Origin of the sequence: Curtobacterium sp. LFS084 (assembly GCF_047977705.1) — a bacterium.
In the GTDB taxonomy this organism is placed as follows: domain Bacteria; phylum Actinomycetota; class Actinomycetes; order Actinomycetales; family Microbacteriaceae; genus Curtobacterium.
The window spans coordinates 139,989-160,219 of the sequence record NZ_JBFPFM010000001.1 but is presented as its reverse complement, the minus strand read 5'-3'; the positions used below and the strand labels follow the sequence as shown (position 1 = coordinate 160,219).

The 20,231-nt window shown below is 67.8% G+C and carries 20 protein-coding genes and 2 tRNA genes; 12 read left to right on the top strand and 10 right to left on the bottom strand.

The window, feature by feature from the left end; translation table 11 throughout:
- Positions 1–21: 21 nt before the first annotated feature.
- From ACNQOV_RS00805 to rpmH, 8 genes are all read right to left on the bottom strand, one after another.
- Positions 22–1,002, bottom strand: coding sequence for a ParB/RepB/Spo0J family partition protein (locus ACNQOV_RS00805; RefSeq protein WP_022907095.1), 981 nt, complete (start codon positions 1,000–1,002; stop codon positions 22–24).
- Positions 1,002–1,895 carry a ParA family protein gene (locus ACNQOV_RS00800; protein WP_022907096.1) on the bottom strand — a complete coding sequence of 298 codons (894 nt, stop codon included), beginning with the start codon at positions 1,893–1,895 and terminating at the stop codon, positions 1,002–1,004. Before ACNQOV_RS00800 ends, ACNQOV_RS00805 begins: the two co-directional genes overlap by 1 nt.
- A gap of 81 nt (positions 1,896–1,976) precedes the next feature.
- Entirely contained in the window at positions 1,977–2,621 is a 645-nt protein-coding gene (gene rsmG / locus ACNQOV_RS00795) for a 16S rRNA (guanine(527)-N(7))-methyltransferase RsmG (RefSeq protein ID WP_416392952.1), read from the bottom strand.
- Positions 2,618–3,127: a protein jag gene (locus ACNQOV_RS00790; protein WP_022907098.1), complete on the bottom strand. Its 510-nt coding sequence runs from the start codon at positions 3,125–3,127 to the stop codon at positions 2,618–2,620. The genes rsmG and ACNQOV_RS00790 overlap by 4 nt, the downstream gene beginning before the upstream one ends.
- The gene (yidC, locus tag ACNQOV_RS00785) at positions 3,128–4,102 is read right to left on the bottom strand and encodes a membrane protein insertase YidC (RefSeq protein WP_022907099.1); all 975 of its coding nucleotides are present in this window, start codon (positions 4,100–4,102) and stop codon (positions 3,128–3,130) included.
- Between the two features lie 8 nt (positions 4,103–4,110).
- Complete coding sequence (gene yidD / locus ACNQOV_RS00780; RefSeq protein WP_402266065.1) at positions 4,111–4,491, bottom strand: membrane protein insertion efficiency factor YidD; 381 nt, start codon at positions 4,489–4,491, stop codon at positions 4,111–4,113.
- Complete coding sequence (gene rnpA, locus ACNQOV_RS00775) at positions 4,488–4,850, bottom strand: ribonuclease P protein component (RefSeq protein WP_416392951.1); 363 nt, start codon at positions 4,848–4,850, stop codon at positions 4,488–4,490. Before rnpA ends, yidD begins: the two co-directional genes overlap by 4 nt.
- Before the next feature lie 39 nt (positions 4,851–4,889).
- On the bottom strand, positions 4,890–5,027 hold the full coding sequence (gene rpmH, locus ACNQOV_RS00770; protein ID WP_019181680.1) for a 50S ribosomal protein L34: 138 nt from the start codon (positions 5,025–5,027) through the stop codon (positions 4,890–4,892).
- A 508-nt stretch (positions 5,028–5,535) separates the two neighbouring features.
- On the opposite strand from rpmH, the gene dnaA reads away from it, so the two are divergent.
- The 10 genes from dnaA to ACNQOV_RS00720 all read left to right on the top strand — a co-directional run bounded on the left by dnaA (position 5,536) and on the right by ACNQOV_RS00720 (position 16,913).
- Positions 5,536–7,002 (top strand): chromosomal replication initiator protein DnaA, encoded by a 1,467-nt coding sequence (gene dnaA / locus ACNQOV_RS00765; protein ID WP_402266061.1) that lies wholly within the window; start codon positions 5,536–5,538, stop codon positions 7,000–7,002.
- A gap of 480 nt (positions 7,003–7,482) precedes the next feature.
- The gene (dnaN, locus tag ACNQOV_RS00760; RefSeq protein WP_022908035.1) at positions 7,483–8,628 is read left to right on the top strand and encodes a DNA polymerase III subunit beta; all 1,146 of its coding nucleotides are present in this window, start codon (positions 7,483–7,485) and stop codon (positions 8,626–8,628) included.
- A 71-nt stretch (positions 8,629–8,699) separates the two neighbouring features.
- Entirely contained in the window at positions 8,700–9,587 is an 888-nt protein-coding gene (gene gnd, locus ACNQOV_RS00755) for a phosphogluconate dehydrogenase (NAD(+)-dependent, decarboxylating) (RefSeq protein WP_022908034.1), read from the top strand.
- 33 nt (positions 9,588–9,620) lie between these two features.
- Positions 9,621–10,856, top strand: coding sequence for a DNA replication/repair protein RecF (recF, locus tag ACNQOV_RS00750; RefSeq protein WP_402266057.1), 1,236 nt, complete (start codon positions 9,621–9,623; stop codon positions 10,854–10,856).
- Positions 10,856–11,356, top strand: a complete 501-nt coding sequence (locus ACNQOV_RS00745; RefSeq protein ID WP_416392950.1) for a DUF721 domain-containing protein — start codon at positions 10,856–10,858, stop codon at positions 11,354–11,356. Before recF ends, ACNQOV_RS00745 begins: the two co-directional genes overlap by 1 nt.
- A gap of 132 nt (positions 11,357–11,488) precedes the next feature.
- Positions 11,489–13,492, top strand: coding sequence for a DNA topoisomerase (ATP-hydrolyzing) subunit B (gene gyrB, locus ACNQOV_RS00740; protein WP_402266054.1), 2,004 nt, complete (start codon positions 11,489–11,491; stop codon positions 13,490–13,492).
- 114 nt (positions 13,493–13,606) lie between these two features.
- Positions 13,607–16,255 (top strand): DNA gyrase subunit A, encoded by a 2,649-nt coding sequence (gene gyrA / locus ACNQOV_RS00735; protein WP_022907015.1) that lies wholly within the window; start codon positions 13,607–13,609, stop codon positions 16,253–16,255.
- Entirely contained in the window at positions 16,248–16,655 is a 408-nt protein-coding gene (locus tag ACNQOV_RS00730; protein ID WP_022907014.1) for a DUF3566 domain-containing protein, read from the top strand. Before gyrA ends, ACNQOV_RS00730 begins: the two co-directional genes overlap by 8 nt.
- 76 nt (positions 16,656–16,731) lie before the next feature.
- Positions 16,732–16,808: transfer RNA gene (locus ACNQOV_RS00725), tRNA-Ile, on the top strand.
- Between the two features lie 32 nt (positions 16,809–16,840).
- Positions 16,841–16,913 (top strand) — tRNA-Ala (locus tag ACNQOV_RS00720).
- Between the two features lie 564 nt (positions 16,914–17,477).
- On the opposite strand, the gene ACNQOV_RS00715 is transcribed toward ACNQOV_RS00720, so the two are convergent.
- The gene (locus ACNQOV_RS00715) at positions 17,478–18,050 is read right to left on the bottom strand and encodes a hypothetical protein (protein WP_022907013.1); all 573 of its coding nucleotides are present in this window, start codon (positions 18,048–18,050) and stop codon (positions 17,478–17,480) included.
- 117 nt (positions 18,051–18,167) lie between these two features.
- On the opposite strand from ACNQOV_RS00715, the gene ACNQOV_RS00710 reads away from it, so the two are divergent.
- Together ACNQOV_RS00710 and ACNQOV_RS00705 are read left to right on the top strand one after the other, a co-directional pair.
- Entirely contained in the window at positions 18,168–18,707 is a 540-nt protein-coding gene (locus tag ACNQOV_RS00710; RefSeq protein WP_402266050.1) for a peptidylprolyl isomerase, read from the top strand.
- An 8-nt stretch (positions 18,708–18,715) separates the two neighbouring features.
- Positions 18,716–19,582 (top strand): rhomboid family intramembrane serine protease, encoded by an 867-nt coding sequence (locus ACNQOV_RS00705; protein WP_402266047.1) that lies wholly within the window; start codon positions 18,716–18,718, stop codon positions 19,580–19,582.
- A gap of 344 nt (positions 19,583–19,926) precedes the next feature.
- On the opposite strand, the gene ACNQOV_RS00700 is transcribed toward ACNQOV_RS00705, so the two are convergent.
- A complete protein-coding gene (locus ACNQOV_RS00700; RefSeq protein ID WP_022907010.1) occupies positions 19,927–20,181 on the bottom strand; it encodes a cell division protein CrgA in 255 nt (84 codons plus the stop codon).
- Positions 20,182–20,231 lie beyond the last annotated feature (50 nt).

Sequence of the window (20,231 nt, the reverse complement as noted above, 5' to 3'; positions counted from 1 at the left end):
CGTGCCGTTGAGGGTGCGGGATCAGCCTGCGACGTCCTCGATGCCGAGCTCGGCCAGGATCCGGTTCAGATCCTCACCGTTCGCGAAGTCGATCGTCACCGAGCTCTTGCGCGCGCCCACGGCGATCTTCACCCGGGTGTTCAGCCGGTCGCCCAGGCGATCCGCCAAGTCGTTGAAGTGCAGCTGCCGCTTGGAAGGCTCGGCCTTCGGCTTCACCGGTGTCTTCGCAGACAGCTGCTGGGCGATCGACTCCGCCGCTCGCACCGACAGGTCCTCGTTCACGATCTTCTCGGCGAGGTACTCCATCGCCTCGGCATCGGGCGCTGCGAGGATGGCCCGCGCGTGGCCGGCCGAGAGGACACCGGCCGCCACACGGCGCTGCACGGGGGAGGGGAGCCGCAGCAGACGGATGGTGTTGGTGATCTGCGGCCGCGAGCGACCGATCCGCTGCGCGAGCTGCTCCTGGGTGATGCCGAAGTCCGCGAGGAGCTGTTGGTACGCCGATGCCTCCTCGAGCGGGTTGAGGTTTGCGCGGTGCAAATTCTCCAGCAGCGCGTCACGGAGCATCGCGTCATCCGGAGTGTCCTTGACGATCGCGGGGATCGTGCTGAGCCCGAGCTCCTTGGTGGCCCGCAGTCGGCGCTCACCCATGATCAGCTCGTACTGCGGCTCCGTACCGGTCGCGCCGGCGATCGGACGCACGACGATGGGCTGCAGGACACCGATCTCACGGATCGAGTGCACCAGCTCCTGGAGCTCCTCCTCGCGGAACTCCTTACGCGGCTGGTGCGCGTTCGGCACAACGTCGAGCGGGTTCAGGTTGGCGAGACGCGCTCCGGGGACGGCGACGAGCTCCTCGGCGGTGGCCCCGTCCACGACCGGCGCGGACGCCGGAGACCCACCCGTCGGGAAGAAGACGTCGACGGGCCGGTCCTGCTGCTCGGACGTCGTGGGGATGAGGGCTCCGATACCCCGCCCGAGTCCAGTTCGCTTCGGTGCCATCAGTGCTGTGCTCCTCGTGCTGCGATCTCGGCTGCTGCTTCCAGGTAGGAGAGCGACCCGGTGGAGTTGACGTCGTACGCGACCACGCTCTGCCCGTAGCTCGGTGCCTCGCTCACGCGGACCGACCGGGGAATGACCGCCTGCAGCACTTGCTGCCCGAAGTGTTCCCGGACATCCGCCGCGACCTGGTTCGACAGGTTCGTGCGGCTGTCGTACATCGTCAGGAGGATCGTCGACACCGCGAGCTTCGGGTTGAGGTGCCGTTCGATGAGCTCGATGTTCCGCAGCAGCTGGCTCAGGCCCTCGAGTGCGTAGTACTCGCACTGGATCGGGATGAGCACCTCGCGCGCGGCGACGAAGGCATTGATCGTGAGCAGCCCGAGGGACGGCGGGCAGTCGATGAACACGTAGTGGTACGGCTCGTCGAGGGACTCGAGGTACTGGTCCAGCGCGGTGCGCAGGCGCTGCTCGCGAGCGACCAGCGAGACGAGTTCGATCTCGGCGCCGGCCAGGTGGATGGTCGCCGGCACGCACCAGAGCGTGTCCGACTCGGGGGAGCGCTGCACCGTGTCGGCGATCGGTGCCTCGTCGACGATCACGTCGTAGATGCTCGGGACCTCGGCCTGGTGGTTCACCCCGAGCGCCGTGGACGCGTTCCCCTGCGGATCGAGGTCGATCACGAGGACGCGGGCCCCTCCATGCGCCAGCGCGGCAGCGAGGTTGACCGTCGTCGTGGTCTTCCCGACGCCGCCCTTCTGGTTCGACACCGTGAACACCCGCGTCGTCGCCGGCAGCGGGAACTGCTGCTTCGCGATCGCCCGACGGCGACGGTTCAGGTCGGCGATCTCGCGAGCGAGCGGTGTCGACGCGTCGTAATCGGTCGATGAACTCAACGAGTGCCTCTTCCCCGGTTCAGTGTTTCACGTGGAACGCGGAGCCACTGGCGGCCGGTGGAACCGGCCCGAGCCGCAGCGTCAGTCAACTGTAGCCCGGAAGACGCGTGTGGTCTCCTCGACCACACCGACTCCGAGCTCGAGCACCTCGACATCGGTCAGACGCTTCCGGAGGATGACCTTGCGGGCCTTCTCCATCTCGTCCTCGACGCGGGCACCCTTCATGAGGATGAGCTGACCACCCGACCGGACGAGCGGGACCGTCAGTGGAATGAGCTTGGACAGTGCACTCACCGCGCGCGCGGTGACCTGGTCGACGACGATCTCGTCCGCGACGTCCTCGGCGCGAGCACGGACGACCTCCACGTTGTCGAGCCCGAGGCGTCCGGCTTCCGTCGTGAGCCAGTCCACCCGGCGCTCCATCGGCTCGATGAGCGTGAGGTGCACGTCCGGGCGAGCGATCGCCACTACCAGGCCGGGGAGTCCCGCGCCGGAGCCGACGTCCGCAACCCGGCCCCGTTCCTCCAGGAGCGGCGCGAGGACCGCAGAATTGAGGATGTGTCGAGTCCAGAGGCGGGGTAGCTCGAGCGGGCCGATGAGGCCGAGCTCTTCGCCGCGTCGAGCGAGCTCACCGGTGAACGACCGGGCGAGGTCGATGCGGTCACCGAACAGGGTCGCCGCAGCCGCCGGCTCCGCCTCGAGCACGGGCGGTGCGGTGTCCGTCATCGGGTGACGACCGTGTGGCGGTCCCGACCCTCACCCTCGGACTCCGAGTGGAAGCCCTTCTCGGCGACGAGGTCGTGGACCAGCTTGCGCTCGTACGACGACATCGCGGGGAGCGCGGCCGAGCTCGACCCCGCCTCGATGCGCTCGATGGCGGTGTCGACGAGCCGCTGCAGCTCCGACGCACGAGCGTCACGCGAGCCTCCGACGTCCAGGATCAGACGGCTGAACTCACCGGTCTCGGCCTGCACCGCGATCCGGGTCAGCTCCTGCAGCGCCGACACCGTGTCCGGCTTCGACAGCACGCGGAGCGCGTCGCCCTCGTCCGTGACCGAGAGGTACACACGACCCGCGCGCTCCTCGATCTCGATGTCGCCGTCGAGGTCGCAGATGTCGAGGAGTTCCTCGATGTAGTCCGCCGCGATGTCGGCCTCGTCGCGGGCGTCGTCATCGACGGTCGCGGTGTCGACGGTGGTGTCCACGGCGGCCGCGGTGTCCTGCTCGGTCACTTACTTCTTCCCGTTCTTCTTGGCACGGTTCTTCCCGACCGGCTGCTGGCGCTGGGTCGTCACGCGGACGGCCTCGATCTCGGCGGCACCGGCACCCGCGCCGGCCTCGGCGAGGACGGGCGTGGCCGCACCGCGGCGCTGCGCCTTCTTCGCGAGGCGGGCCTCACGGGCGAGTGCTGCCTCGGAGCCGGGCGTCGGCATGCTGCGGATGACGAAGTACTGCTGCGCCATCGTCCAGACGTTCGAGGCGAGCCAGTAGAACATGACGCCGAGGGGGAACGACAGACCGGAGATGACGAACACCAGCGGGAGGATGTACAGCATCATCTTCTGCTGGCGGTACATCGGAGACTCCTTGGTCTCCGGGGACATGTTCTTCGCGACGAGCTGCAGCTGGGTGATGAACTGCGACGCGGTCATCACGACGATCATGAAGCCGGCGATGACCCGGACCTCCCAGCCGGAGGCGTTCGTGAACGTCTCGTGCAGGGGGGCACCGAAGAGCGATGCGTTGCCGAACGACGCGGCGAGGTCGTTCGTCAGCAGGCCGATGCCGGTCTTGTTGATCTGCGCCTCGTGCAGCACCGAGTACAGCGAGAAGAAGATCGGCATCTGGATCAGCAGCGGGAGGCAGGAGCTCAGCGGGTTCGTCCCGGTCTCCTTGTAGAGGGCCATGGTCTCGCGGCTCATTGCCTCACGCGAGAACTGGTCCTTCTTGCCCTTGTACTTCTCCTGGATCTTCTTCAGCTGCGGCGCCACCTCGAGCATGCGTCGCTGCGACTTGATCTGCCGCACGAAGATCGGGATGAGCGCGGCACGCACCACGAAGGTCAGGAAGATGATGGAGAGCACCCAGGTGATGCCCGCTCCGGGGTCCATGCCGATGCTCTCGAAGATCCAGTGGAAGCCCACGAGGATGGCCGAGACCACCCACTTGAGCGGCCAGAGGATCGTTCCGATGAATCCGAGGTCCATGGGGACTGTCACGCCTTTCGAGTGCGCTGGGAGAGCAGGACCGGGCGGGTGGGACCACCCGTGGGCTGCGGCTGCGGCTGGGTCGGTGCGAGCACGAACCCGAACCGGTTGACGTCGTAGGGGCGACGTCGTGCCCGGACGTCGTCGATGCCCCCGGCTGCCCAGGGGTTGCAGCGTGCGATGCGCCATGCGCCCATGGCGGATCCGCGCACGACGCCGTACTGCTGGATCGCCTCGAGCGCGTACCGGGAGCACGAGGGGTGGTACCGACAGACGTTGCCGTAGAGCGGTGAGATCACGGCACGGTACGCGCGCAGCACGATGACGCACACGTTGCGCGGGAGCAACGCGACGGCCCAGGCGAGCCGGGTCCAGAGGTTGCGGTTCATGCTGCCTTCTCCACACCACGCGCACAGGAGCGCGAGACGTCTTCGAGCAGGGTAGGCCATCCGGCCTGCGCAGCGGCTGGCAGTGCGCGGACCACCACGTCGTACCCGTCGGGGATGTCGACGAGGAGTCCGTGCGCGATCGCCTTGAGGCGACGCCGGACCAGGTTCCGGGTCACGGCGTTGCCGACCGTCTTCGCGACGATGAACCCGAACCGCGTCGGACCGGCACCGCTCGATGAGTCGTCCGACGGACGACGGACCACCGATACGACGGCGTGCGCCGTGGCGCTTCTGCGACCACGACGCACGACGGACCGGTAGTCGTCACCACGGACGATCCGGTTGGCACGGGCCAACACGAGTCGGGACCGGAGGACGAGATCAGGCGGGGAGCCTGATCAGGCGCTGAGCTCGGTGCGGCCCTTGGAGCGACGGGCGGCCAGGATGGCGCGGCCGGCGCGAGTGCGCATGCGGGCACGGAAGCCGTGCTTCTTGGCGCGGCGACGGTTGTTCGGCTGGAAGGTGCGCTTGCTCATGATGATCTCCACACGGCTGCTCGCGGCGAGCCGTCACGTATGTGTCGTCGCTCGGTGCCGAACGACGCAGATGGGCGCGACCGGACGGCCGCAGTCAACTGGTTAACGGTACGTGACAGGGGCGAGCAGGTCAAACGGGCGCCGCGGCGCGGCAGCGGGCACCCAGCGCACGTTCATTATCCACATTGGGGAAAACGTGCGTTCGGTACGACGCGCTCCGGTCCTTTACAGTGGGGTGATCGACCGGCCAGCGGCCCGGTACGACGGGGGAGTCTCTTCGCCGTGCGGCTCGCGGCGGTCGTGGACAAGACTGTGGACAACCCTGTGGACCACCATGCGGGACGACACGCGTCCGGGCCGTCGAAGCAGCCGTCCGGGCACACGACGACCCGCCAGGACCGATCCGACGGTCGACGCCGCCCGGGCACGTCCCGGGAACGGACCACCCACCCCCGGTGCGACGAGCACCGACGACGAGCACGACACGAGACCAGGAGACGAGCGCGACATGACGATGCCGGCCGACCCCGTCGAGGACCTCTGGTCATCGGTCCTCGGACTCCTCTCGGAGGACGACCGCATCACCCCGCAGCTGCACGGCTTCCTCAACCTCGTCGAACCGAAGGGCGTCCTCGCCGGCACGCTCTACCTCGAGGTGCCGAACGACCTCACCCGCGGCATGCTCGAGCAGCGGATCCGGATCCCGATCACCGAGGCCGTCTCGCGGATCGGCGACGACGCCGTCGCGAACTTCGCCATCACGGTGAACCCCGACATGGCGTCCGAACCCCGGGTGGACGCCCCGGTCGCGACCAACGTGCCCGAGTACGCCGAGCCCGTCCAGGGAGCGGTCGAGCAGAGCGCGGCGCCACGGCAGTACATCGAGGCACCGTTCGTCCCCAGTCAGATCGACTCCCCGGGCACCAGCGGTCGCCCCGAGTCCCGGCTCAACCCCAAGTACAACTTCGACAACTTCGTCATCGGCTCGTCGAACCGGTTCGCCCACGCCGCTGCGGTCGCGGTCGCCGAGGCGCCGGCCAAGGCCTACAACCCGCTGTTCATCTACGGCGACTCCGGCCTCGGCAAGACCCACCTCCTGCACGCGATCGGCCACTACGCCGAGAGCCTCTACCCGGGCATCCGGGTGCGGTACGTGTCGAGCGAGGAGTTCACCAACGACTTCATCAACTCGATCGCGAACAACCGGTCGAACCAGTTCCAGCAGCGGTACCGCGACATCGACATCCTGCTGATCGACGACATCCAGTTCCTGCAGGGCAAGGACTCCACGCAGGAGGCGTTCTTCCACACGTTCAACACCCTGCACGACCACAACAAGCAGGTGGTCATCACCTCCGACGTCGCGCCGAAGCACCTGACCGGCTTCGAGGACCGGATGCGCTCCCGCTTCGAGTGGGGCCTCATCACGGACGTGCAGGCGCCTGACCTCGAGACGCGCATCGCGATCCTCCGCAAGAAGGCGCAGTCCGACCACCTGCAGGTGCCGGACGACATCCTCGAGTTCATGGCCTCGAAGGTGTCGAGCAACATCCGGGAGCTCGAGGGGACGCTCATCCGCGTCACCGCGTTCGCGAGCCTCAACCGGACGGCCGTCGACATGGCGCTCGTGCAGACCGTGCTCAAGGACCTGATCACGCTCGACGACGACAACGTGATCGCGCCGACGGACATCATCAACCACACCGCGGAGTACTTCAAGCTCTCGGTCGACGACCTCTACGGGTCCTCCCGCTCGCAGGCGATCGCGACCGCCCGCCAGATCGCGATGTACCTCTGCCGTGAGATGACGAGCCTGTCGCTGCCGAAGATCGGCCAGCTGTTCGGCAACCGCGACCACACGACGGTCATGTACGCGAACAAGAAGATCACGGAGCTCATGAAGGAGCGCCGCTCGATCTACAACCAGGTCACCGAGCTGACCAGCCGGATCAAGCAGGACCGCCGCTACCGCTGACGTGCCTCGACGCGCGCGTTGCGTCGCGCTCGGCACATCTGGTACGGGCCTGGAGGCGCGGCTGACGACCGTCAGATCGGCCTGTCTCCGCGCGCATCCACCATCTGAGACGGTTCCATGCGCCGGACTTCACACAGTGTGGAAAGCCTGTGGATAACTGTGGAGGACACGCCGGTCGGTTGTACACAGCGGAGGGGTCACCTGTGGAGACTGGGGATGGAAGTGGATAGATGAGATTCATTCATCCAGACGTCCCCCACACACCACTCACAACTCACACGTGTGTAGTTCCCTGTGGACAAGCGGTCTCAACAGAGTTGTCCACAGTGTGCACAGGCGTTAACACGATTACTCCTGGTTAACGATTGATCTCAGCGGGCCAACCTTGTGGACGGCGGGATGACAAGAAATCCGGGCCCGGTCGGGCTGTGCCACAATGGGGCGGCCGGACAGTCCAACCGATCGACAGGGGTTCCAGCTGTGAAGTTCGAGGTCAACCGGGACGTCTTCTCCGAAGCCGTCTCCTTCGCGGTGAAGCTCCTCCCACAGCGCACGACCCTCCCGATCCTCTCGGGCGTCCTGATCCACGCGGACGGCGATCGACTCACGCTCTCGTCGTTCGACTACGAGGTCTCGGCGCAGACGTCCATCGCGGCGCAGATCGACGAACCCGGCACCGTGCTCGTCTCCGGCCGGCTCCTGAACGACATCGCGAGCCGTCTGCCGAACGCCCCGGTCACCTTCACCACCGAGGACTCCAAGATCTCGGTGACCTGCGGCTCGGCGCACTTCACGCTGCTGTCCATGCCGGTCGAGGAGTACCCGACGCTCCCGGAGATCGGTGAGCAGACCGGCGTGATCCCCGGCGACGCGTTCTCCGAGGCCGTCTCGCAGGTCGCGGTCGCCGCCAGTCGCGACGACGTCACCCCGGTCATCACCGGCGTGCAGCTCGAGGTCGGGGACAACGACCTGTCCCTCATCGCGACGGACCGCTACCGCGTGGCCGTCCGCACCATCGCCTGGGACTCGGGCCGCGTCGGGTCGGACCCGCTGCACGCACTCGTCCCCGCCCGCACCCTGCAGGAGGTGGGCCGCACCTTCGGCTCGGCCTCCACGGTGTCGGTGTCGATCAGCGGCTCGTCCGACCGCGAGCTCATCGCGTTCCACGCGGACGACAAGACCGTCACGTCGCTGCTCATCAAGGGCAACTACCCGCCGGTCCGCCGGCTCTTCCCCGAGACCGTCCAGGACCACGCGGTGATCAACACCGCGGAACTGGTCGAGGCGGTCCGACGGGTCTCCCTCGTCCTGGAGCGCGAAGCAGCCCTCCGGTTCTCCTTCACGGTCGACGGGCTCACGCTCGAAGCGATCGGTTCCGAACAAGCGCAGGCGTCAGAGTCGATCAGTGCGTTGCTGACCGGTGAGGAAACGGTGGTCTCGCTGAAGCCCGCCTTCCTCCTGGACGGGTTGAACGCGGTGCACTCCGAGTTCGTCCGGATCTCCTTCACCAAGACGGAGAACCCCAACAAGCCGGGACCGGTGCTCATCACCGGCCAGACCTCGCAGGAGGCCCCGGCGGCGGACGGATACCGGTACCTGCTGCAGCCCAATCTCCTGCTGCGGTAAGCGCAACAGCCGAACACTGCGCTGACGCGCTCCCAGCAGCATCAGCGCGACGACGAACAGAAGAGGAAATCATGCACATCGGTCTTGTCGGCCTCGGTCGCATGGGCAACAACATGCGTGCCCGTCTCCGCAACGCAGGCATCGAGGTCACCGGCTACGACGCGAACCCCGCCGTGTCCGACGTCGCCGACCTCGGCGCGCTCGCCGCCGCACTGCCCGAGGGCAAGAAGCTCGTGTGGGTCATGGTCCCGCACGGCAAGATCACCGACGACGTGATCACCGACCTGTCGAACGTCCTGAGCGCGGGTGACCTCGTGATCGACGGTGGCAACTCGAAGTGGCTCGACGACGAGGTGCACGCCAAGCAGCTCGACGCCAAGGGCATCCGCTACATGGACGCCGGCGTCTCGGGCGGCGTCTGGGGCAAGGAGAACGGCTACGGCCTCATGGTGGGCGGCGCCCCCGAGGACGTCGAGTTCGCCATGCCCGTCTTCGACGCGCTCCGTCCCGAGGGCCCGCGCGAAGAGGGCTTCTCGCACGCCGGCGGCGTCGGCGCGGGCCACTACGCGAAGATGGTCCACAACGGCATCGAGTACGCGATCATGCAGGCGTACGGCGAGGGCTACGAGCTCCTCGAGGCGAAGGACATCGTCCACGACGTCCCGGCGGTCTTCGCCGGCTGGCAGCGTGGCACGGTCGTCCGTTCCTGGCTCCTCGACCTCCTCGTCCTCGCGATCAACGAGGACCCGAAGCTCGACGAGCTCGAGGGCTACGTCGACGACTCGGGCGAGGGGCGCTGGACCCTCGAAGAGGCGATCGAGCTCGCGGTCCCGATGCCCGCGCTCTCGGCAGCCATGTTCGCCCGCTTCGTCTCGCGTCAGGGCAGCGATTCCCCGACGATGAAGGCCGTCGCGGCGCTCCGCAACCAGTTCGGCGGCCACGCCGTCAAGAAGGCGTAGCTCAGGTAACCACCTGAGCTCGTCTCGGCCCGCGTGCACGTCGACCACCTGCAACTCACGGACTTCCGGAACTACCGGGAGGCCGAGGTCGACCTCGCACGCGGGCCGAACCTGTTCGTCGGCCGGAACGGACAGGGCAAGACGAACCTCGTCGAGGCGATCGGCTACCTCTCCACCCTCGGGTCGCACCGCGTCCCGACCGATGCCGCGCTCGTGCGCCAGGGCTGTGACGCCGCGGTCGTCCGCGCCCGGCTCGCGCACGAGGACCGCAGCATCCTCGCCGAGGTCCAGATCAACCGCACCGGATCGAACCGTGCGCAGGTCAACCGGTCGGCGATCAAGCCGCGGGAACTCCCGCGGTACTGCACGAGCGTGCTGTTCGCGCCCGAGGACCTCGCGCTCGTCCGCGGTGAACCGGCCGGCCGGCGCCGGATGCTCGACGAGCTGCTCGGTCAGATCGCCCCACGCATGCAGGGTGTCCTCGCCGACTACGACCGGACGCTCCGGCAGCGCAACACCCTGTTGAAGTCCGCGCGTGCGACCGGCGCCAAGTCCGGGTCGCTCGCGACGCTCGACGTCTGGGACGAGCGGCTCGTGGCGTTCGGTGCCGAGATCATCGCCGCACGTGACCACCTCACCCGTCGCCTCGCCCCCTTCGTCGCCGAGGCGTACGCGACCGTCGCCGGTGAACGGCACGAGGCGTCGATCACCGGTGTCCTCAGCGTCCGGGGCGGCGACCCGGAGGACGCGGCCGCGACGGACCCGGTCCTCGGGACACCCGACGAGCCGGTCACCGTGGCCGCCGCCGGCGAGGCCTTCCGCGCGGCGCTCGACCGTCGGCGACGGGACGAGCTCGACCGCGGTCTGACGCTCGTCGGCCCGCACCGGGACGACGTGCTCTTCCAGCTCAACGGGTTACCTGCCCGTGGGTACGCCAGTCACGGCGAATCCTGGTCGTTCGCGCTCGCGGTCCAGCTCGCGAGTGCCTCGATCCTGCGCGCCGAGTCGAGCCTCGGCGACCCGATCATCATCCTCGACGACGTGTTCGCCGAGCTCGACGAGTCGCGCCGCGAACGGCTGGCCGCCGCGGTCGCCGACTACGAGCAGGTGCTCATCACGGCGGCGGTCTTCGGCGACGTCCCCGCGCAGCTCGCGGCGCACACCGTCCGGATCGAGGCCGGCACGATCGTGCGCGACGAGGCGGAGCCGAGCCGCGCCTCCAGTCCGACCGTGGAGACGGACGACCACGCGACGGAGGCCGGCGTCTGATGCCGAAGCCGTCGCGACCCACCGAACCCTCGCGGGTGTACCGACACCTGCGCGCGGTCTTCGGCGACCCCTCGAAGCGTGGCGTCGACGCGCGTCGGCGCCGGATGAAGGGACTCGACCCCGATTCCGTGCCGTACGGCCGCGGCCGAGAGCCCGCCGGGCTCGGTGACGTGGTCGGCTCGCTCGCCGCCGAGCTCGGCTGGACCGAGCCCCTCGCCCGCTCGGAGCTCTTCGTGGACTGGCCCGCGGTCGTCGGCGAGGAGCTCGCGAAGCACTCCCGGCCGATGACCATCGACGACGGCGCCCTCGTGATCCGGTGCGACTCGACGGCCTGGGCGACGCAGCTCCGGTTGATGCGGAGCACCATCACGACGACCATCGCCGAACGGCACCCGGAAGCCGGCGTCCAGTCGATCCGGGTTTCGGGCCCCGACGCCCCCACCTGGAAACGCGGTCCCAGGACGGTCCAGGGGCGCGGCCCTCGCGACACTTACGGGTGAGCCGACGAAATCGTCCGGGAGGACGAAAAAAGGCCGTCCACGGCCCGATTCCGCCCTCGGAGGAGGGGGTCCTGCGGTAGACTGGGGGGTGCAGTGCGCGGGTGTTCCGCGCGCAGGCAGGAGCACCTTCGAATGACATCCGGATCTGACGACGACCGAGAGAACTCGTCCGGCGAGGCGACCCCGCAGAGCGAACCCCAGTACGGCGCAGACCAGATCCAGGTGCTCGAGGGACTCGAAGCCGTCCGGAAGCGTCCGGGCATGTACATCGGGTCCACCGGTCCCCGCGGTCTGCACCACCTCGTGCAGGAGATCGTCGACAACTCCGTCGACGAGGCGCTCGCGGGCTACTGCGACACGATCAACGTCACGATCCGCGAAGACGGCGGCGTCCGCGTGGTCGACAACGGCCGTGGCATCCCCGTCGGGATCCACGCTGCCGAGGGCGTCTCGACCGTCCAGGTCGTGCTCACCGTCCTGCACGCCGGCGGCAAGTTCGGCGGCGGCGCGTACGCGGTGTCCGGTGGTCTACACGGCGTCGGGTCGTCGGTCGTCAACGCGCTGAGCTCCGAGCTCGACGTCGAGGTCCGCCAGCAGGGCCACGTGTGGCGCCAGAGCTACACCGACGGCGTCCCGGTCGCGCCCCTGTCGAAGGACGAGGAAGACGACGGGCACGGCACCACGATCACGTTCTGGCCGAACGCCGAGATCTTCGAGACGGTCGTCTTCGACTACGAGACCCTGCGCACGCGGTTCCAGCAGATGGCCTTCCTCAACAAGGGCCTGCGCATCACCCTGACGGACGAGCGCACCCCGGCCGACGGTGAAGAGTCCCGCCACGACTCCTTCCTGTACGAGCGCGGGCTCGCCGACTACGTCGAGTACCTCAACGCACAGAAGAAGGCCGACCTCGTGCACCCGGACGTCATCGGCTTCGAGGCCGAGGACCCGGAGCGCAAGATCGCGCTCGAGGTCGCGATGCAGTGGAACACCTCCTACCAGGAGAGCGTCCACACCTTCGCGAACACGATCAACACGCACGAGGGCGGCACCCACGAAGAGGGCTTCCGCGCGGCGCTGACGTACCTGGTCAACAAGTACGCGCGCGAGGCGAAGATCATCAAGGAGAAGGACGACAACCTCACGGGTGACGACATCCGCGAAGGGCTGACGGCCGTCATCTCCGTGAAGCTCGGCGAGCCGCAGTTCGAGGGGCAGACGAAGACCAAGCTCGGCAACACCGAGGCGAAGGGCTTCGTCCAGCGCGTCGTCGGCACCGAGCTCACGCACTGGTTCGAGAGCAACCCGACGCAGGCCCGGGACGTCGTGCGCAAGGCGATCCAGGCCTCGCAGGCCCGTCTCGCCGCACGCAAGGCACGCGAGACCACCCGTCGCAAGGGGCTCCTCGAGTCGGGCGGCATGCCCGGCAAGCTGAAGGACTGCCAGTCGAAGGACCCGACGGTCTCCGAGATCTTCATGGTCGAGGGTGACTCCGCCGGCGGTTCCGCCGTGCAGGGTCGCAACCCGATGACGCAGGCCATCCTGCCGCTGCGCGGCAAGATCCTGAACGTCGAGAAGGCCCGTCTCGACCGTGCCCTGGCCAACCAGGAGATCCAGTCGATGATCACGGCGTTCGGCGCCGGCATCGGTGAGGACTTCGACCCGGACAAGGCCCGGTACCACAAGATCGTGCTGATGGCCGATGCCGACGTGGACGGCCAGCACATCACGACGCTGCTGCTCACCCTGCTGTTCCGCTACATGCGTCCGCTCATCGAGCGCGGGTACGTGTACCTCGCGCAGCCGCCGCTGTACCGCCTGAAGTGGTCGAACTCGGCGCACGAGTACGTGTTCAGCGACCGTGAGCGCGACGCCCTGATGCAGTCCGGCCTCGCCGCCGGCAAGCGCATCCCGAAGGACAACGGGATCCAGCGCTACAAGGGCCTCGGCGAGATGGACTACAAGGAGCTGTGGGACACCACGATGAACCCGGACACCCGGACGCTCCTGCAGGTCACGCTCGAGGACGCCGCCGCGGTGGACAGCGTCTTCGCGACGCTGATGGGCGAGGACGTCGAGTCCCGTCGCCAGTTCATCCAGCAGAACGCGAAGGACGTCCGGTTCCTCGACATCTGAGGGCCGGGAGGCGCGGTGTGAGCCGCGTCGACCAGTCCCGACCACCTGTGGTCGCGCCCGGCGCGGCCGACGGAACCACAGCCTCCGGGCTGTCCAGAAAGGGAACGAAGCCACATGGCTGACGACAACGAGAACGGCGCCGACGAGCAGCCCGAGATCGTCCACGGCGACAGCGGGGACATCGTCGTCTCCGGTGACCGCATCTCGCAGGTCGACCTGCAGCTCGAGATGCAGCGGTCGTACCTCGACTACGCGATGTCCGTCATCGTCGGCCGTGCGCTGCCCGAGGTCCGTGACGGACTGAAGCCCGTGCACCGCCGCGTGATCTACGCGATGTTCGACGGCGGCTACCGCCCCGACCGGGCCTTCTCGAAGTGCTCCCGTGTCGTCGGCGACGTGATGGGACAGTTCCACCCGCACGGTGACAGCGCGATCTACGACGCCCTCGTCCGCCTCGTGCAGCCGTGGTCGCTCCGCTACCCGCTCGCGCTCGGCCAGGGCAACTTCGGGTCCCCGGGCAACGACGGCGCCGCCGCCCCGCGGTACACCGAGACCAAGATGGCGCCGCTCGCCATGGAGATGGTCCGGGACATCGACGAGGACACCGTCGACTTCCAGGACAACTACGACGGTCGGACGCAGGAACCCGCCATCCTGCCGGCGCGGTTCCCGAACCTGCTCGTCAACGGTTCCGTCGGCATCGCGGTCGGCATGGCCACGAACATCCCGCCGCACAACCTGCGCGAGGTCGCCGCCGGCGCGAAGTGGGCGCTCGAGCACCCCGACGCCACCCGTGAAGAGCTGCTCGGTGCGCTCATGCAGCGCATCAAGGGCCCGGACTTCCCGACCGGAGCGCAGATCCTCGGGACGAAGGGCATCCAGGACGCCTACCGCACCGGTCGTGGCTCGATCACGATGCGTGCGGTCGTCAACGTCGAGGAGATCCAGGGTCGCACCTGCCTCGTCGTCACCGAGCTCCCCTACCAGGTGAACCCCGACAACCTCGCGATCCGCATCGCCGAGGGCGTGAAGGACGGCAAGCTCGCCGGCATCGCGGACATCCGCGACGAGACCTCGGGTCGCACCGGCCAGCGCCTCGTCATCGTGCTCAAGCGCGACGCCGTCGCCAAGGTCGTCCTCAACAACCTGTACAAGCACACGCAGCTGCAGGAGAACTTCGGCGCGAACATGCTCGCGATCGTCGACGGCGTGCCCCGCACCCTCGCGCTCGACGGGTTCATCTCGGCGTGGGTCGACCACCAGATCGACGTCATCGTCCGCCGCACGCAGTTCCGGCTGCGCGAGGCAGAGAAGCGCGCCCACATCCTCCGTGGCTACCTGGCCGCGCTCGACGCGCTCGACGAGGTCATCGCGCTCATCCGCCGGTCGCCCGACGTCGAAGAGGCCCGCACCGGTCTGATGGACCTGCTGTCCGTCGACGAGATCCAGGCGCGCGCCATCCTCGAGCTGCAGCTCCGTCGTCTCGCAGCCCTCGAGCGGCAGAAGATCCACGACGAGGCCGAGGAGCTCGAGCGCAAGATCGCCGACTTCCAGGACATCCTGGCGTCGGAGACCCGTCAGCGCTCGATCATCGGTGACGAGCTCGAGGAGATCGTCGAGCGGTTCGGCGACGACCGCCGCAGCGAGATCCTGCTCGGCTTCGACGGCGACATGTCGATCGAGGACCTCATCCCCGAGGAGGAGATGGTCGTCACCATCACCCGCGGCGGGTACGTCAAGCGCACGCGGAGCGACAACTACCGGTCGCAGCACCGCGGTGGCCGCGGGGTCAAGGGTGCGCAGCTGCGCGCCGACGACGTCGTCGAGCACTTCTTCGTGACGACGACGCACCACTGGCTGCTGTTCCTGACGGACAAGGGCCGCGTCTACCGCGCCAAGGCGTACGAGCTGCAGGAAGCCAGCCGTGACGCCAAGGGTCAGCACGTCGCGAACCTGCTCGCCATGCAGCCGGACGAGCAGATCCAGCAGGTCCTCGACATCCGCGACTACGAGGCGGCGCAGTACCTCGTGCTCGCCACGGCGCACGGTCTCGTCAAGAAGACCGCGCTCACCGAGTACGACACGAACCGCACCGGCGGCATCATCGCGATCAACCTGCGCGACGGCGACACCCTGGTGCAGGCGCTCCTCGTCGACGAGCACGACGACCTCCTGCTCGTCTCGAAGCACGGCATGTCGCTGCGGTTCACCGCGACGAACGACACGCTGCGCCCGATGGGTCGCTCGACCTCCGGCGTGAAGGGCATGTCCTTCCGCGACGACGACTCGCTGCTCGCGGCCCGGGTCGTCTCGGACGACGGCTACGTGTGGGTCATGACCGAGGGTGGCTACGCCAAGCGCACCTCCGTCGACCAGTACCGCGTGCAGGGCCGTGGCGGTCTCGGCATCAAGGTCGCCAAGCTGGCCGCCGATCGAGGGGACCTTGTGGGTGCTCTCATCGTCGGTGAGGACGACGAGGTCCTCGTCGTGCTCCAATCGGGCAAGGTGGTAAGGTCTGCCGTGGCCGAGGTGCCCGCCAAGGGTCGCGACACGATGGGTGTGGTCTTCGCGAGGTTCGCGGAGAACGACCGGATCATCGCGGTGGCCCGGAACACAGAGCGGAACCTGGACGACCAGGACGACGCCGAGATCGAGCCTGCGGGCCCGGTGGAGACGGTCAGCCCGGACGAAGCGGCCGCCGACCCCGCCGACACAGTGCCCACGGACACCGTGGCCGGAGAGGACCAGTCAAGCAATGAGTAGTGTCGCCGAGAAGCTCCAGAAGAAGGCGAAGCGGCCCGTCGGCACCCGTCAGGTGCGACTGCGGCTCGTGTACGTCGACTTCTGGTCGATGGTGAAGCTCAGCTTCCTCATCGCCCTGGCCGGCTCGATCGTGATCGTCGTCGCCACCGCCCTGGTGTGGGTCATCCTCAACCAGACCGGTGTCTTCACCCAGATCGACGCTCTGCTGAAGGACGTCACCGGACAGAACAACTACTCGATCATGGACCAGTTCTCGCTGGGCCAGGTGCTCGGGTTCTCCGTCGTCGTGGGCATCCTCAACGTGGTGGTCGGCACCGTGCTCGGCGCGATCGTGAGTGTCCTCTACAACCTCAGTGTCCGGATCACCGGCGGCCTGCTCGTCGGCTTCACGAACAACTGATACACCCGGCTCGGATGGGCCGACCGCCTCGATTTCGTTCTGCGGCATCGGTACGGTAGGCTTTCATCCGGTCTGAGGGGCTATAGCTCAGGCGGTTAGAGCGCTTCGCTGATAACGAAGAGGTCCAAGGTTCAAGTCCTTGTAGCCCCACCACTTCCTCCGACATTCCGTACCATGGGTGTCACGGGGCCTTAGCTCAGTTGGTAGAGCGCCTGCTTTGCAAGCAGGATGTCGGGAGTTCGATTCTCCCAGGCTCCACTCCCTCGGCGTGAGCCTTGCTCCGCTCGTTCCTCTCTTCGCCTCGCTCGGTCGTCGTGCTCGTCTGCGCCTGCGGCGCTCCGCTCCGCGATGGCCGCTCCGCGAGGCCAGCTTGCGCCCGACGATCGGTCGGCCCCGGCTCGAGGTCTCGGGATCGTCGGGTCTCGCCCAGGGGCGACGGCCGTCCGTGGGACCTCGGCGGATGTGAGCGGCGGGTCGCGCGACCACGGACGGCCGGTCGTGCGGTCACGTGTGCGCGCTGGTGATCGGACGCACCGCGTGGCGGACGGGAGGCGCGGGACCAGGTCGCTCCGCGCCTCCAGTCCGGTGCGGGGCAGCGGAGGCGACCGGCGGGCGCCGAGTGCGCGGGATGCGCGGCTGGTCGCGTGCCGAGCGGGCGGAACACGCCGTGGTCGTGCGGCGAGCGGGCGGAATCCCTCTGCATGACTGCCCGAGGGGGACGTCCTTCGCCCGCTCGATGCTCCGCCCAGGCCGGCGAGCCCCGAGCCCGGGGACGACGAAGGGCCCCGGCGTGTGCCGGGGCCCTTCGTACGAACCGGGAGGTCAGGCTGCGGGCTTGCCCGCAGTGTCAGCGTCGTCCGCGACCCAGAGGTCGTCGTCCGCGCGGAGCGTCTGGTACGCGGCGTAGGCGGCACCGGCCACGGCCACGACACCCACCACGATCAGCGCGACGCCGCCGAAGCCGATGCCCTTCTTCTGGTGCGGCACGTACTTCTCCGCAGCCTTCTTGGCCTTCTTGCCCTTCTTCTGGGCGTTCTTCACGATCTTCTTGACCCGGGGGTCCTTCGCGAGGTCGCCCACGCTGAGGACCGAGCCCGCGGTCGCGACCAGGCCGGGGACGACCTCGGACTGGAATCGGTGTGAAGCGTTCTGCGCTGCGCTCGTGGCAGCGTGCACCCCCGTGGCGACAGCCGGGCGGATGCCGTTGTCGATCGCGTTCTGCACTCGCGGCGCGATGTCCTTGCGAGCAGCGTCCGCGGCGTGGGACCGGGCCTCTGCAAGGATCGCGTTCGCGTGCTCGAGGACCTTGCGCTGCTCGCCGAGGAGCGAGGCGGTCTGGCCCTTGAGCTTCTTGATCTGCTTCCGGCGCTTGCGCGGGATCTCGATCGTCGTCATCTGGTACCTCCATCGGAACGGCGTGACCACCATCCTGCCACCGCAGTGCCTGACAGGTCACGGAGCCTCACCTGTGTGATCCGTCTGACCGTCAGCAGTACATGCGAGAATCGGAACATGTCTCTGCACACCGCTGTCGCAACGATCCACACGAACAAGGGCGACATCCGCGTCAACCTGTTCGGCAACCACGCTCCCAAGACCGTCAAGAACTTCGTCGACCTCGCGACGGGCAAGCAGGAGTGGACGCACCCCGGCACCGGCAAGGTCTCGACCGACAAGCTCTACGACGGGGTCGTCTTCCACCGCATCATCAAGGACTTCATGATCCAGGGCGGCGACCCGCTCGGTCAGGGCATCGGCGGTCCGGGTTACCGCTTCGACGACGAGATCCACCCGGAGCTCACCTTCCAGAACCCGTACATCTTCGCCATGGCGAACGCCGGCATCCAGGGCGGCCGTGGCACGAACGGCTCGCAGTTCTTCATCACCACGGTGGCGACGCCGTGGCTGCAGGGCAAGCACACCATCTTCGGCGAGGTCGCGGACGACGAGTCCCGTGCGGTCGTCGACGCGATCGAGGGCGTGCCGACCGACGGCCGTGACAAGCCGCTCGAGGACGTCGTCATCCAGAGCATCGACGTCGAGGACGTCTGAGCCACCACGTGACCGACCAGGCGTACAACCCGAACAACACCTGCTACCGGCATCCGGACCGGCAGAGCTTCGTGCTCTGCCAGCGCTGCGGGCGGACGATCTGCCCGGAGTGCCAGACGCCGGCCGCGGTCGGGGTGCACTGCCCTGAGTGCGTGCGCGAGCAGCGTGCGCAGTTCCAGGCGAACCGTCGGGCGTCCGGAGGCCCCAGCGGGCTGACGGTCGCCCGGCGGCGCTTCGCCATGCTCGACCAGAAGGCGACGGTCGTGATCGTCGTCGTGTCCGCCGTGCTCTGGTTGCTCAACCAGGTGACCGGCGGGTACGTCAACGCCTGGCTGAGCTATTTCACGCCCGCGATCGGCTCGCAGCCGTGGCGGCTCGTGACCGGGCTGTTCGTCCACTCCTCCTTCTTCCACATCCTGTTCAACATGTGGGCGGTGTGGATCTTCGGGCGGATGCTCGAGAACATCCTCGGCACGTGGCGGTTCGTCGCGCTGTACTTCCTGGCTGGCCTCGGTGGTGACCTCGCCGTCTCGTTGCTGAGCCCCGCGACGCCGGTGGTCGGTGCCTCCGGCGCGATCTTCGGGTTGTTCGCGGCGTTCTTCGTGATCCAGCGGAGCCTCGGTTACAACGCCGTGCAGCTCCTGGTCATCATGGGGCTCAACCTCGTGGTCGGCTTCCTGCCCGGTACCGCGATCTCGTGGCAGGCGCACGTGGGCGGAATCGTCCTCGGGTTCATCACCGGGTTCGTCTTCGCGCGCACCCGGAACATCCGGCAGCGTCGTCTGCAGATCGGACTCCTGGTCGCCGAGGCCGTCGTGCTCGTCGGGCTGATCTACGCCGCGTACGCGGGCCTGTCGATCGGTGTCGGCATCTGAAACGTCTCGGCGACCATCGCCACCCGAACGCCCCGTTGCGCTTGCAACGGGGCGTTCGTCGTTTCCACAGGCCGGCCCGGAGTTGTCCACAGCTGTGGAGAACACGGTGAGTTACACGCGTGTGATTATCCCCACTGTGGACTCAGCTGTGGATAACTCCGGGAGGGGGATGTGGATGAGTGTGTGGAGAGTGTGGAGAACTGTGGAGAACAGGCGTTCTGGGGAACGGTCGACGGCTAGCAGCCCGTCAGCGTTGTGGAGAACGCCCTGGAGTGCCCGCGAACACGAGAACGCCCGCCGCACCAGCAGGTGCGACGGGCGTCGGAGTGTGTGTGGCCGGGCTGCTACCGCCAGCGCGTGGTCATGAGGAAGCCGATGAACATGATGCCGAAGCCGATCAGGATGTTCCACGACCCGAGCGACGGCACTGGCAGCGTCGTGTTCGAGATGTAGAAGACGATCACCCAGGCGAGCCCGATGAGCATGAAGCCGAACATGACCGGCTTGAACCACACGGGGTTCGGCTGGTCCCCCGCGGTGTCGACCGAGTCGGCTCGGGTCCTCCGGGCGGGCTTGGTGCGGTCCTTGTCCTTGGCCATGGCCGGTATCCTACCGTGACCACGGGTGTGGGAAGACTCTCAGCCCGCTG

What these genes read in the sequence shown, in the direction of transcription:
- yidC (WP_022907099.1), bottom strand. Translation starts at nt 4,102, where the DNA reads ATGGACCTCGGATTCATCGGAACGATCCTCTGGCCGCTCAAGTGGGTG.
- ACNQOV_RS00715 (WP_022907013.1), bottom strand. Translation starts at nt 18,050, where the DNA reads ATGACGACGATCGAGATCCCGCGCAAGCGCCGGAAGCAGATCAAGAAG.
- ACNQOV_RS00710 (WP_402266050.1), top strand. Translation starts at nt 18,168, where the DNA reads ATGTCTCTGCACACCGCTGTCGCAACGATCCACACGAACAAGGGCGAC.
- gnd (WP_022908034.1), top strand. Translation starts at nt 8,700, where the DNA reads ATGCACATCGGTCTTGTCGGCCTCGGTCGCATGGGCAACAACATGCGT.
- ACNQOV_RS00805 (WP_022907095.1), bottom strand. Translation starts at nt 1,002, where the DNA reads ATGGCACCGAAGCGAACTGGACTCGGGCGGGGTATCGGAGCCCTCATC.
- rsmG (WP_416392952.1), bottom strand. Translation starts at nt 2,621, where the DNA reads ATGACGGACACCGCACCGCCCGTGCTCGAGGCGGAGCCGGCGGCTGCG.
- gyrB (WP_402266054.1), top strand. Translation starts at nt 11,489, where the DNA reads ATGACATCCGGATCTGACGACGACCGAGAGAACTCGTCCGGCGAGGCG.
- dnaA (WP_402266061.1), top strand. Translation starts at nt 5,536, where the DNA reads ATGACGATGCCGGCCGACCCCGTCGAGGACCTCTGGTCATCGGTCCTC.
- ACNQOV_RS00700 (WP_022907010.1), bottom strand. Translation starts at nt 20,181, where the DNA reads ATGGCCAAGGACAAGGACCGCACCAAGCCCGCCCGGAGGACCCGAGCC.
- ACNQOV_RS00730 (WP_022907014.1), top strand. Translation starts at nt 16,248, where the DNA reads ATGAGTAGTGTCGCCGAGAAGCTCCAGAAGAAGGCGAAGCGGCCCGTC.
- ACNQOV_RS00745 (WP_416392950.1), top strand. Translation starts at nt 10,856, where the DNA reads ATGCCGAAGCCGTCGCGACCCACCGAACCCTCGCGGGTGTACCGACAC.
- yidD (WP_402266065.1), bottom strand. Translation starts at nt 4,491, where the DNA reads ATGAACCGCAACCTCTGGACCCGGCTCGCCTGGGCCGTCGCGTTGCTC.
- rpmH (WP_019181680.1), bottom strand. Translation starts at nt 5,027, where the DNA reads ATGAGCAAGCGCACCTTCCAGCCGAACAACCGTCGCCGCGCCAAGAAG.
- gyrA (WP_022907015.1), top strand. Translation starts at nt 13,607, where the DNA reads ATGGCTGACGACAACGAGAACGGCGCCGACGAGCAGCCCGAGATCGTC.